This is a genomic window from Rothia nasimurium (assembly GCF_928381415.1).
Taxonomy (GTDB): domain Bacteria; phylum Actinomycetota; class Actinomycetes; order Actinomycetales; family Micrococcaceae; genus Rothia; species Rothia nasimurium_H.
The window spans coordinates 70,472-83,388 of the sequence record NZ_CAKMSF010000006.1; the positions used below are offsets into that span (position 1 = coordinate 70,472).

Consider the following 12,917-nt stretch of genomic DNA (forward strand, 5'->3'; position numbering starts at 1 on the left):
ATTTTCAGGGAGCAGCTAGGCTGCCCTCAAGAGCAACCGGTAAGATGGGGAGACAACCTGACGCGCGCTCGCGTCCGGTGCTGCTCGCCCCACCTGCGCGTTTAGGCTCACCGCACAAGCTAAGGAGACACCATGGCGCTTTCAGAACGGGAACAGGAACTTCTTGCCCAGCTCGAAAAGCAGCTCAACGAAGACCCCGCCTTTGCGTCAACCATGACCGGCCCCCAGCCCCTTGTGGCTCCGGCTGTCTCGTCATCACCCCGCAACCTGGTGATTGGCGCCCTCGTTGCTGTGGTGGGTCTGGGCATCATCATCGCTGGAGTCTCTACTAAGCTCATCCTGTTGGGCGTACTGGGTTTTGTCGTAGCAGCTGCTGGCGTGTATTTCGCTACGACTGCGCCCAAGGGAAAAGGCACTAAAGCTGCCGGTGGGGCATCTGCCCGCCCGACCCCTTCAAAAAACAAGGGAAATTCTCGCTTTATGCAGAACCTCGAAAACAAGTGGGATGAGCGCCAAGGCGGCTCTCGCTTCTAGCCCTCCATAGATTAACGTTTAACCGCCCGGCCTGCACCGGGCGGTTTTTGTATGCCTTCAAAGTTATATACGGGAGGTGCGGATTGGCTGCCCGATGGGCGCTTCATGAAGCAGAAAATTTTGTAACCATCTCATTCCATGTGAAAACACTCAAAAACCCGGTAAAAATTCCGTATTTGGTACATTCGGTGGGGCGTAGTGGAGTAAAGTGGAGGGGATAGAACAACACTGATGTAGTTTCCCCGCTTGCTAGGGGGAGCACAGGCGACAGGTAGAGGCGGTGGTGCCGTGTTTCTTGGAACTCACACCCCGCGTCTGGACGCCAAGGGGCGCCTGATTCTTCCCGCGAAATTTCGCGAGCAGCTGGAAGCAGGTCTGGTGCTCACCCGCGGGCAGGAACGCTGCCTCTACGTCTTCACCATGACCGAGTTCGAGCGTATTCACGAACAGTTGCGCACGGCTCCGCTGTCGTCGAAGCAGGCGCGAGACTACATTCGAGTTTTTCTATCGGGGGCCTCTGATGAGGTGCCCGATAAGCAGGGGCGAATCACCATACCTCAAAACCTCAGAGACTACGCCGGGCTGGAAAAAGACCTCACGGTCATCGGCGCAGGCTCACGGGCAGAAATATGGAGCACCGAAGCCTGGGAGGACTACCTGAAAGAACAGGAAGAAGCCTTCTCTGGCACCGATGATGAAATCCTGCCAGGGCTCATGCTCTAACCCCACAGACCGCGGACCACAAAACCATCAACACGAGGAGCACCCCTTGACTCAGGTAGAGAACCTCTCACCCGGCAAGGACGCCAAAGACAGGCACGTGCCGGTCATGCTTGACCGCTGCCTCGACCTCCTCGCGCCCGCAATTTCCCGCCCCGGCGCCGTCGTCATCGACGGAACCCTGGGCATGGGTGGCCACTCAGAAGCCATGCTGGAACGCTTCAAAGACCTCACCCTCATCGGTATTGACCGCGACCTCATGGCTCACAAGCTCGCCGGTGAGCGCCTGGCCCGCTTTGGCGACCGCTTCATCCCCGTACACGCCGTGTACGACGAGATTCCCCGCGCTATGGCAGAAGCCGGCGTCACCCAGGTCGACGGCGTGCTCTTTGACCTGGGCGTATCGTCCATGCAGCTCGATGAGCGTGAACGCGGCTTCGCCTACTCCTACGACGCCCCGCTCGATATGCGTATGGACAACACCGAGGAGCTCACCGCCGCTATCGTGGTCAACACCTACGAAGAAGCAGAGCTTCGCCGCATCATCCGCCAGTGGGGTGAAGAAAAATTCGCAGCCCGCATTGCCTCCCGTATCGTAGCGGCCCGCGCCGAGCGTCCTTTTGAGACGACCGGCCAGCTGGTCAAAGTAATTCAGCAGGCCGTGCCCGTAGCCGCCCAGCGCAAGGGCGGGCACCCCGCCAAGCGCACCTTCCAGGCCCTGCGCATCGAGGTCAACCACGAACTCGATGCCCTAGAGCGTGCCATACCGGCAGCAATCGACGCCCTCAACCTGGGCGGACGCTGCGTGGCCATGAGCTACCACAGCCTCGAAGACAAAATCGTCAAACGAGCCTTCACCGCCCGGGCCACCTCCAGCGCCCCCAAGGGCTTTCCCGTTGAGCTCGAAGAACACAAACCTGAACTTAAAATCATTACCCGCGGTGCTGAACCCCCCACCGAGCAGGAAATTGAAGAGAACTCGCGGGCGGCGTCCGCAAAACTGAGGGCAGCAGAAAAAATCAAGACACCAAAGGCAACACGATGAGCGCGGAACCCCGTTTCCCCACCTCAACCGACGAGGGCGGGCAGCTGAACAAGCCCCGCCTGTCTGTGGTGCGCGATGAACCTCAAGAAGCAGCCCCCGCCCGCCGTCCTCTCTCACGCTCCCGGGCCCTGCGCGCTACCTCCAACCGCTGGCGCGTCTTCGTGGCCCTGGGCGCCATGCTCGTTGCCCTGCTCACCGTGCTGGTGCTGAGCATCGTCATGGCCTCCCGCCAGTACGACCTGGTTGAGCTACGAGCTCAAGAGCAGGCCCTCATCCAGCAGAATGAGGCCCTGGCCCAGGAAATCGAATTCCACCAGGCCCCCCAGGACCTGGCTATCCGCGCAAGCCAGCTAGGGCTGGTAGCTGCCTCTAGCCAGGCCACTCTCGACCTGCAAACCGGTGAAATTACCGGCACCCCCCTGGCTGCGGTTGAAGGCGAAGCCGCAACAAAGAACCTGATTGCACCCCCTGCCCTGGCCGACACCCAGGCCTACGAAGAGGCCAGCGCCCGGGCCGAGGAACAGCGCAAGAAGGAAGAAGCCGAAGCCAAGGCCTCAGCAGAAGCATCAGCCAGCGCGGCCGCTTCAGCAAGTGCCCAGGCCTCAGCTCCTGCCAGCGCCTCACCCGCGGCCCAGACCTCAGCCCAGCCGTCCACTGCGGCGAGCGCAGGCGGTCAATAGCAAGCGCGTGATACGGTGCCTGCCTCAGTGGTGGGCACCTGTTCGCGTTCTGAGCCAGCAGGTAACCTCGGGCTAGGCAACCGGAGGTAAGAGTGAATCACAGCAGAAGAGAAATAGGGGACGATGAGCGGCACTGAGCAGAACGAACCCGTCCAGGGCATCAAACGCACCGTAGGGAGGCGTGGCTTTATCGCGGGTACCCTGGGTATCGGTGGCCTGGGCGTCGTGGGCCTGCGCCTTGCCTGGTTGCAGGGTCTTGATTCGAACGGTCTAGCCGATGCTGCGAAAGCCCAGCGTACCCGTAAGCAGACCATTCCGGCCCTGCGTGGAGAGATTCTCGATATTAACGGCAACGTGCTAGCGCGTAGCGTGCAGCGCTACAATATCACCGTTGATCAGTCTGCCGTGGCTAACTTTAAGCGCTACACCGAGGAAAGCCGTGACCCGGTCGAAGTGACTCCCACCGAGCTAGTGTATGAGCTGGCCGATATTCTTGAAATGAGTGACGCCGATGTGAAGGCGGCGCTCGATGGCGACCTCAAATACAAGATTGTGAAGGAGAACGTTACTCCTGCGATCTATAACAAGGTAGATGCCCTGGGCGCTCCCTATATTTACGGTGAGATTCTGTCTGATCGTAAGTACCCCAATGGCCAGGTAGGTGGCTCGGTGGTGGGCCGCTTTAGCATTATTGAAGAAGCCGTGGACGGTACCAGCGGCGAGACCCGCCAGGTGAATAACTCGGTGGGTATTGAACGCACCATGGGGGAGTACCTGGCCGGTATTGATGGCGAACGCATCTACGAAATTTCAGCCGACGGCATCCGCATCCCTATCGGGGATGAACAAAACACCCCCGCCCAGGACGGCAAGAGTGTGCGCCTGACCATTAACCAGGATGTACAGTACTTTGCCCAGCAGGTGGTCAAGGCCCGCACTGAGGAGCTGAAAGCCGAGTGGGGAACGGCTATTGTGATGGACGTGCGCGACGGCTCTATCCTGGCCCTAGCGGATTCTTCGACGATGGACCCCGGCGCTGAGCGCTTTGAGCTAGCCGATATGAACCCCCGCGCTATCACCCAGGTTTTTGAGCCTGGCTCTCCCGAGAAGATTTTGACCATTGCTGCCGTCTTTGAAGAGGGTATCGCTGAACCTGAGACCGTTTACGATGTGCCTGCTGAGCTCGAAATTGACCAGCAGACCATTACTGATCCTTTCGTGCACCCCGCCCAGAAGCGCACTGTTGCCGGTATTATTGCTGACTCGATGAACACCGGTACCGTCATGATGGGTAGCAAGCTCACCAAGGAGCAGCGATACAACTGGCTTAAGAAGTTTGGCATGGGGGAGTTCACCGGTATTGAGCTAACCGGCGAATCCCAGGGCCTGGTCAGTGACTGGCGGGACTGGGATATCCGCCAGCAGTACACGGTTCTCTTTGGCCAGGGCGTTGCCCAGTCGGCCCTGCAGACCTCAATGATTTTCCAGGCTGTGGCGAATAAGGGGGTTATGCTCAAGCCCCGAATTATTGATGCTGTGATTGATACGGACGGCACCGAGGAAGTCCGCGAGGTCGCTGAAGGTACCCGCATGGTGAGTGAAGAAACCGCCCGGAAGACCCTCCAGGTCATGGAAGCTGTCGTGTACCAGGGTCGTGGTGCGAAAGGTGCCCAGATTAACGGTTACCGGGTTGCCGGTAAGACCGGTACCGCAGAAAACGTGGGTGAGGGTTCTAGTACCTATGACGGTTGGGCTACCTCATTTGTGGGGGTCGCTCCCACCGAGAACCCCCGCTTCCTGGTCTCGGTAACCATGCACCGTCCGCAGACCACGGCATCGGCTGTTGGCCTGGCCAACGCTACGGCCCAGTTCGCGGAGATTATGGAGAAAACCCTGCACATCTACAATGTGCCGCGTTCCACCACTGAGCCGCAAGAGACCCCTAAGTTCGCTGAGGGCCACGACGAAAACGGCTAAAGTAGACCCTACTAGCACCCGCGCCCGAGGGCGCACCTCAACGATTGACCGCCTATTGGAGGGAAAGCCTGTGACAGAAAACCGAGCACTTGATGGCAGCGCCCAGACGTTGCGCCCCCGTCAGGTTACCGAGCGCACCGGCGCTGAGGTCGCCGACTGGCTGACCGAGGTGGGGTTAGGAGCGCAGCTAGTGCAGGCGTCCGCCCGCCCCATCACGGGTATCACCATGGACTCTCGCGAGGTGCAGCCCGGCGACCTCTACGTTGCCCTGGGCGGTGCTAAGGTGCACGGGGCTGCCTTCCTGCCCGCAGCTATCGAGCTGGGAGCGTCCGCCCTGCTGACCGATGAGGCTGGCCTTGCTATTGCCCGTGACCTGGGGCTCCCAGAGGGGCTGGGCCTTGTGACCACCGACCAGGTACGGGCCGCTGTGGGGCCGCTCTCTGCCCGTATCTATGCCTCCCAGCCCAGCAGCGGGGGAGCACCCCGCCTTTTTGCGGTGACCGGTACCAACGGCAAGACCACCACCACCTACATGACCAACTCGATCATGCAGGCCCTGGGCCACACCACCGGCCTGATTGGAACCATTGAGATTCTTGCCGGTGGCCAGGCTATTCCCTCTAAGCTCACCACTCCCGAGTCCCCCCACGTGCACTCCCTTATCGCTCTGATGCGTGAGCAGGGTATTACCAGCGCAGCGATGGAGGTGTCATCCCATGCCCTGGATTACCGCCGTGTCGATGGCATCCGATACGACATTGCGGGCTTTACCAACCTCACCCAGGACCACCTAGACCTGCACGGCACCATGGAGAGCTACTTCGACTCCAAGGCCGAGCTCTTCACCCCGGCCCGCACCCGCCGCGCCGTCATTACCGCCGACGACCGCTGGGGCCTTGCTATGGCAGACCGCGCTGTCCAGGCCCTGGGAGCCCGTGCGGTGGTGCGTCTCTTCACCAACTTCGGTGCTGGCTATGAGCCGGGGGCGGACGTGCTGACCTCCCTCGCAGCTCAGGACTGGGCCCTGGTGAAGGTAGAGCGCTCCGGCATCGGCCACTCCTTTACCCTGCGCCGGGGTGACGGTTTTGAACTACCCAGCGCCACCCTGCTCCCTGCCGATTTCAACGTCTCGAACGCCGCATTAGCCGCCGTGATGGTCTTTGAGAGCGCCCGCGATGGTCTAGAACGTGACCGCATCGTGGAGGCGCTATCGCGCACCGAGACCCTGACCCCTGTCGTGCCCGGACGCATGCAGCTGATTTCCACCGAACCTACCGCCCTGGTGGATTTCGCCCACAACCCCGATGCTCTAAAACGCGCCCTGGAAGCCATCGAACCAGCAGAGGAGGGCGGCAAGGTCATTATCGTTTTCGGTGCAACCGGTGAACGCGACCAGACCAAGCGCCCCCTCATGGGCGAAATTGCGGCCACCTACGCCGATATCGTGGTGGTGACGGACGATGACCCCCACGGTGAAGACCCCGCCCCCATTCGTGAGGCCGTTGAGGCCGGTGCCCGCACGGCCTGTGAAGCCGGTGCCCGAGCCTACCGGGTGCTCAACATTGAGCCCCGTGCGGCAGCAATCGACGAGGCTATCGCCCTGGCTGGCCCCAAGGACTCAATACTGGTGGCGGGACGCGGGCATGAGGTAGCCCAGGACGTTGCCGGTACCGATGTAGATCTCGATGATCGTGTAGAAACCGCCCGCGCCCTGCAAGATGCTGGTTTCAGCGTGCTCCCGGCCTACCAGAACCACCAGAAGTAACCTAAAGGTAAACCTATGATTGAACTTTCAGCGCTTGAGATTGAAGAAGCTGTAGCGGGCACCCTCCTGGGGGTAGACCCTGCCGCTGCTCCTGCTCTGAGCTGCACTTCTGCCACCACAGACTCCCGCGAGGTCGGCCTCGGCTGCCTCTTTATTGCCAAGCCTGGCGAAGTGACGGACGGCCATCACTTCCTGCCTGCCGCCTTTGAGCAGGGTGCCTCTCTAGCTCTTGTTGAACGTGAGGTTCAGGACGCTGCTGGTCAGGTCTACCCCTCCATTCTGGTGGACGACGTTGTGCTGGCTATGGGCCGTCTGGCCGCCTACATCGTGACCCGCCTGCGCGAGCGCGGGGAGGTAACGGTTGTGGGTATTACCGGCTCAGCGGGTAAGACCACCACCAAGGACCTGCTGGCAGCCATCTTTGGCGCTGAGGGCAAGACTGTAGCCCCCATCGGGTCCTTCAACGGTGAAGTTGGCGTACCGCTGACCGTCTTTAGGGCAGAGGAAGACACTCGTTACCTGGTCATTGAGATGGGCGCTGACCGGGTGGGTAACATCAAGTACCTGACCGATATGATTTCCCCTGACTACGGCATTGTGCTCAAGGTCGGCACCGCCCATGCGGGGGAATTTGGTGGCGTCGATAATATCGAAGCAACCAAGGGCGAGATGGCCGAAGGCGTCCGCCTGGGCCTGGGCCTGAACATTGATGACTACCGGGTGCGCCGCATGATCAACCGGGCCTCTACTCCCGTCACCTACTTTGGTGTGGAGGGCCGCGAAGCCGAGCTGACCCACACCAGCAACCCCGGGGTAGCAGAACACCGGATGACGGCGTCCAACCTCACCACCACCGATGAGGGTAAGCCGGCCTTTACTCTGACCTTCCCCGATGGACAGAGCTTTGACATTAGCTCCCAGCTCATTGGCGAGCACCACGTCTATAACCTGCTGGCGGCAGCCACCGTGGCCTATCAGGCCGGTATTGCCCCCCAGCGCATTGCAGAGCAACTCAACACTGCTGGAGCTGCCTCCAAGTGGCGTATGCAGCGCACTGACCGCCCCGATGGCGTCACCGTTATTAACGACGCCTACAACGCCAACCCCGAATCCATGACCGCTGCCCTGCAAACCCTTGCCCAGCTGGGCCGTCTGCCCTCAACCAATCGCACCTGGGCCGTACTCGGTGCCATGCTGGAACTCGGCGAGCAGACCCTCACCGAACACGACCGTATCGGTCAGCTAGCCGTACGCCTCAACATCTCCAAACTCATTGCTGTTGGGGATATTGCCAAGCCCATCTACAACACCGCCCACCTTGAAGGTTCCTGGGGCAATGAGGCAACCTGGGTTGCCAGCACCGACGAAGCCTTCGAGCTCCTGCGCGGCGCTCTTGAGCCGGGTGATATTGTCCTTTTCAAGTCCTCCAACGGGGCTGGCCTGGGCCTTCTCGGTCAAAAAGTTGCTGACTATGAGGGCAAACTCACCCGAGACGAAGGCGATAGTGGGCAATCACAGCCCTGGTTAAGCGCCGGTGACTTCGTCCAGGTACTAAACTCAGACAGTGGCGCCCAGCCAGATGCTGCCGCCAAGACCACAGATAACTCATAACCGGGAAGGCACAGACACCGCATGATTTCCATCCTGTTGGCTGCCGCTTTCGGCTTGATCATCTCGATCACCGGAACCCCGCTCTACACCAAATGGTTGGTGAAGCAGCAGTTCGGCCAGTTCATTCGCGAAGACGGCCCCACCTCACACCAGACCAAGCGGGGCACCCCCACCATGGGCGGTGTCATGATGATGGCAGCAACCGTCCTCGGTTTCTTCCTGGCCCTGGGCCTCTCAGCCCTGCTCACCGGGACTAGCCTGGCTCCGTCCGCCTCGGTTCTTTTGGCTATGTTCCTCATGCTGGGTATGGCTGGCGTTGGCTTCATCGACGACTTCCAGAAGATTTGGAAGAAGCAGAGTGAGGGCCTGACTCCCAAGGGCAAAATCGTGCTCCAGGGGCTCATCGGTACCCTCTTTGCGGTTGGTGCGCTGCTGATTAAGGACGAGCGCGGCTGGTCACCTGCCTCCTTCAACCTCTCCTTCACCCGCGATATCTCCTGGCTGGATTTGGCCTTTGCCGGGCCTGTGGTGGGTATTATCCTCTTCATCATCTGGGCCAACCTGATTGCTACGGCCACCACTAACGCCGTGAACCTGACCGATGGGCTGGACGGTCTGGCAACCGGTGCAGCCATTATGGTTTTCAGCGGCTACCTACTGATTTCTATGTGGCAGCAGCAGCACCTGTGCGCCCCCGGCTCCCTGGATAACGTCTGCTACGAGGTTCCTGACTCAGGCCAGATGGCTATGCTGGCAGCCTCCCTGATTGGTGCCCTGATCGGCTTCCTCTGGTGGAACACATCACCGGCTACTATCTTCATGGGCGATACCGGTTCCTTAGGTTTGGGCGGTGCCCTGGCGGCCTTCGCCATCATCACCCGCACCCAGATGCTTCTGCCGATTATCGCAGGCCTCTTCGTGATGATTGCCCTCTCCGTCATTATTCAGGTGGGCTACTTCAAGATGAGCGGGGGCAAGCGCGTCTTCCGCATGGCCCCCCTGCAACACCACTTTGAGCTCAAGGGCTGGACCGAAGTGAACGTAGTAATCCGCTTCTGGATTCTCGCTGGCCTGTTTGTGGCTATCGCATTGGGCATCTTCTACGGTGACTGGCTACTGAGCAACGGAGGTGTTTTCTAATGCAGGCAACTAATGCCAACCCCGTCTACGGGTATGAACGCCTGGAAAAGCTGACCAGCTGGGAGTCTGACTGGGCCGGCCTGCGCGTGGTCGTAGCCGGTTTGGGTATCTCAGGTTTTTCAGCTGCCGATACCCTGATTGAACTGGGCGCCCGCGTGGTCGTGGTGGACGGTAACGACAACGAAGCTACTCGCGGTAAGGCCGATACCCTCAAGATTGTGGGCGCAGCCGGTTCGGTGCTGGGCGCCGGAGCCATGGATGCCCTTCCCCTGGTCGAGGGCCAGCCCGCTGACCTGGTGGTCACCTCACCCGGGCTTGCCCCCACCATCGGCATTCTGGCCGATGCGGTAGCCCAGAAGATTCAAATCTGGGGCGATGTAGAGCTAGCCTGGCGCCTGCGCCAGCGCGAAGGACGCAAGGTCGCCCCCTGGCTGGCCATTACCGGTACCAACGGCAAGACCACCACCGTGGGTATGACCGAATCTATCCTGCAGACCGCAGGCTACAAGGCCATTGCCGTGGGTAACGTCGGCACCCCCATCCTGGATGCCCTGCGCGACCCCGTCGACTACGACTTCTTTGCTGTGGAGCTCTCCAGCTTCCAGCTGCACTGGACCTACTCCATGTCGCCCTTAGCCTCTGTTGTGCTCAACGTGGCAGAAGATCACGTGGACTGGCACGCTGGCTACGAGAACTACCTGGCCGATAAAGCCCGCATCTACGAGAACACCCAGGTAGCCTGCATCTTCAACGCTAACTACCCCGAGATCGTGCAGATGGTCGAAGAGGCGGACGTCGTTGAGGGCGCTCGCGCCATCGGTTTCTGGGCTGATACTCCCGGTCTTTCCATGCTGGGTGTGATTGACGGCCTGCTCGTTGACCGGGCCTTCCTCGATGACCGCCGCAACCAGGCCCTGGAAGTGGCTGAGGTAGCAGATACCGGTCAGCTGCCGACCAAGCACACCGTGGAGAATGCCCTGGTTGCCGCCGCCCTGACCCGGGCAGCCGGTATTGAACCTGAACAGGTCAAGGCTGGCTTGCAGAACTACGAACCCGGTGCCCACCGCATCCAGCTGGTAGCCAACACCCACGGGGTGCTCTGGGTCAACGACTCTAAGGCCACCAACCCCCACGCAGCGAATGCTTCCTTGGCCTCCTTCAACCCCGTGATTTGGGTAGCCGGTGGCCTGTCGAAGGGCGTGACCTACGATGAACTGGTTGCTGAACACAAGGACCGCCTCAAGGCCGTGGTCATGATCGGCACCGACACCGCAGCCCTGGTATCAGCCCTGGCTGAGCAGGCCCCGGACGTGCCGGTCTACAAGATCAGCGAGAGCCCCCTTCTGGCCGATGCCAGCGACGGACGGGCCGTCATGAAACTGGCGGTCGCCAAAGCCCACGAGATTTCGGAACAGAACGACACCGTGCTCATGGCCCCTGCAGCAGCCTCAATGGACCAGTTCACCTCGTACGCAGAGCGCGGCAACGCCTTCATCGACGCGGTAGCCGACCTGGTCAACCAGATCAATTCCTAGAACCTATCGGTGCGGAGGGCGGGCAATCAGTAACCACTGGTTCCCACCCTCCCTCACCTTTAACCGCACCTACGGTGGGGCGTCCTCACCCGAGAGAAGAGAAGCGAAAAGACTATGAGCCTGGCAGCAGAACCCCGGTCACCGCAGCGTCCTGGCTTGATTCGGCGTCTGTGGGAGAAATCCCGGACTACCTGGGAGAACGCCCAGGTACGTTTGGGGTCTATGGTGTTGACCGACGTACCGATTGTGCTGGTAGTGACCGCCACCGTGCTCACCCTCTTTGGTGTGATGATGGTGCTCTCTGCCTCAAGCGTGGAGCAGATTTCATCGGGCGCAGGTGCCTTCAGCCAGGCCCGCTCCCAGGGTATGTTCGCGGTACTGGGTCTCGTTTCAATGGTGCTCGTGGGTTATCTGGTGCCGGTCACCTGGTACCGACGGCCCTGGGCAGTGCACTCTCTGCTGGGAATCGCAGCCCTGCTGCTCATCGCCGTAATTTTTGTGGGTACCACCGTCAACGGTAACCGTAACTGGATCAACATCGCAGGTTTCTCGATCCAGCCTTCAGAGTTCGCCAAGCCCATCATGATTCTCTGGCTGGCCTCGGTCTACTCCCGTCAGGGGCGCATCGACCGCGGGACCCTGGCCCAGACTGCCTACAAGGGGCTCGTTCCTGCCTTCTTAGGCTTTGGCCTGATTGTCACCCTGATCCTGGCAGGCCACGACGTGGGCACGGTGCTCATCTACGCCCTCTTCTTCAGCGCAATCTTCCTGGCAGCCCGCCCCTCCCGCGGGCTAGTGACGATTAGTGCGGGCCTGGGCACCTTGGCCGCCATCATGATGGTAGCCATCAGCCCCAACCGCATCGAGCGTCTCTTCAACACCTTTGCCTTCTGGCGCGACTGCGTTGAGGCCACCTGCGACCAGGCCAACTCTGGCCTGGCAGCACTCGCTACCGGCGGCTTCTGGGGCGTGGGCCTGGGCCAGTCCCGCCAGAAGTACAACTACCTGCCTGAAGCCCACAACGACTACATTTTCGCGGTGGTCGGTGAAGAACTGGGTCTGATTGGTGCTATCGCTGTGCTGCTGCTCTACGCAGCCCTAATCTACTGCGCTATGCGTATCCTGCTGCGCTCCTCTGACCTCTTTATTCGCTACGCCACCATTGGCATCATCACCTGGATCGCCGGCCAGGCCCTGCTCAACATCGCTATGGTGGTAGGGCTTATGCCCGTCATCGGTGTGCCCCTGCCCTTTATTTCTGCCGGTGGTTCCGCCCTGGTCTCGTCGCTGACCGGTATCGGAATTCTGATCGCATTTGCCCGCCAGACCCCCCTTAACCCGATTGTGGGGGAGCGTACCGGCATCGCCAATAGTAAGATGCAAAAGGACGCCGCCCGTCGCGTTGCCCTGGCCCGTATCGCTGAGCGGGAGCAGGCCATCATCGCCGCAGACCCCGACGGCACAGGCTGGACTCTCGATAAGCTCACCACCCGCCTGGGCGCCCTCGTCGACGGGCGCACCCCGGCCCGCCCGGTGGCGTCCGCCCCTCAACGCGCCCAGGGGAGTGCGCGCACCGTGAGGCCCTCGGCAGCTACGGCGCGTCCGTCCGCCCAGACCGTCCGCCGGTCAAGCCCCCTGTCAGCTGAAGCCAGTGCCGAGGCCGCTATGGCCCGACGCTCTAGCTCGGCCAGCGGGGCCCGCCCCTCTGCCAGCGTGCAGCAGGCTCACACCCGCACCACTGCGGCTCAGCCCCAGCACCCTGCCCGCCCGGCTGCGCCCAGCACCGCAGCCAAGCCGCAGACCACCGAGCCGCAAGCCCCCGCCCCCAAGGAACAAAAACTGCCCGCTGGCCTGCGCACTATCCGCAAAGCCCGCAAGCTCCCCGAGGAGCACTAAGGGGGTAAGGTGGC

The 12,917-nt window shown here is 61.0% G+C and carries 10 protein-coding genes; all 10 read left to right on the forward strand.

Annotation, left to right across the window (positions count from 1 at the left end):
- Positions 1-132: 132 nt before the first annotated feature.
- The 10 genes from L7A20_RS07975 (at position 133) to L7A20_RS08020 (ending at position 12,903) form a co-directional block, all read left to right on the forward strand.
- Complete coding sequence (locus tag L7A20_RS07975; protein ID WP_237195299.1) at positions 133-534, forward strand: DUF3040 domain-containing protein; 402 nt, start codon at positions 133-135, stop codon at positions 532-534.
- A 288-nt stretch (positions 535-822) separates the two neighbouring features.
- Positions 823-1,257 carry a division/cell wall cluster transcriptional repressor MraZ gene (gene mraZ / locus L7A20_RS07980; protein WP_237223027.1) on the forward strand — a complete coding sequence of 145 codons (435 nt, stop codon included), beginning with the start codon at positions 823-825 and terminating at the stop codon, positions 1,255-1,257.
- A gap of 46 nt (positions 1,258-1,303) precedes the next feature.
- Complete coding sequence (rsmH, locus tag L7A20_RS07985; protein ID WP_272879216.1) at positions 1,304-2,299, forward strand: 16S rRNA (cytosine(1402)-N(4))-methyltransferase RsmH; 996 nt, start codon at positions 1,304-1,306, stop codon at positions 2,297-2,299.
- The gene (locus tag L7A20_RS07990; RefSeq protein ID WP_237185442.1) at positions 2,296-2,979 is read left to right on the forward strand and encodes a hypothetical protein; all 684 of its coding nucleotides are present in this window, start codon (positions 2,296-2,298) and stop codon (positions 2,977-2,979) included. Before rsmH ends, L7A20_RS07990 begins: the two co-directional genes overlap by 4 nt.
- Before the next feature lie 123 nt (positions 2,980-3,102).
- The gene (locus L7A20_RS07995) at positions 3,103-4,956 is read left to right on the forward strand and encodes a peptidoglycan D,D-transpeptidase FtsI family protein (protein WP_237223028.1); all 1,854 of its coding nucleotides are present in this window, start codon (positions 3,103-3,105) and stop codon (positions 4,954-4,956) included.
- A gap of 70 nt (positions 4,957-5,026) precedes the next feature.
- The gene (locus L7A20_RS08000; protein WP_237223029.1) at positions 5,027-6,721 is read left to right on the forward strand and encodes a UDP-N-acetylmuramoyl-L-alanyl-D-glutamate--2,6-diaminopimelate ligase; all 1,695 of its coding nucleotides are present in this window, start codon (positions 5,027-5,029) and stop codon (positions 6,719-6,721) included.
- A 15-nt stretch (positions 6,722-6,736) separates the two neighbouring features.
- Complete coding sequence (locus L7A20_RS08005) at positions 6,737-8,332, forward strand: UDP-N-acetylmuramoyl-tripeptide--D-alanyl-D-alanine ligase (RefSeq protein ID WP_237223030.1); 1,596 nt, start codon at positions 6,737-6,739, stop codon at positions 8,330-8,332.
- Positions 8,333-8,353: 21 nt separating this feature from the next.
- Positions 8,354-9,472 (forward strand): phospho-N-acetylmuramoyl-pentapeptide-transferase, encoded by a 1,119-nt coding sequence (gene mraY, locus L7A20_RS08010; RefSeq protein ID WP_237223031.1) that lies wholly within the window; start codon positions 8,354-8,356, stop codon positions 9,470-9,472.
- Positions 9,472-11,007, forward strand: coding sequence for a UDP-N-acetylmuramoyl-L-alanine--D-glutamate ligase (murD, locus tag L7A20_RS08015; protein ID WP_237223032.1), 1,536 nt, complete (start codon positions 9,472-9,474; stop codon positions 11,005-11,007). Before mraY ends, murD begins: the two co-directional genes overlap by 1 nt.
- A gap of 114 nt (positions 11,008-11,121) precedes the next feature.
- Positions 11,122-12,903, forward strand: a complete 1,782-nt coding sequence (locus L7A20_RS08020; protein ID WP_237223033.1) for an FtsW/RodA/SpoVE family cell cycle protein — start codon at positions 11,122-11,124, stop codon at positions 12,901-12,903.
- The last annotated feature ends 14 nt before the right edge of the window (positions 12,904-12,917 follow it).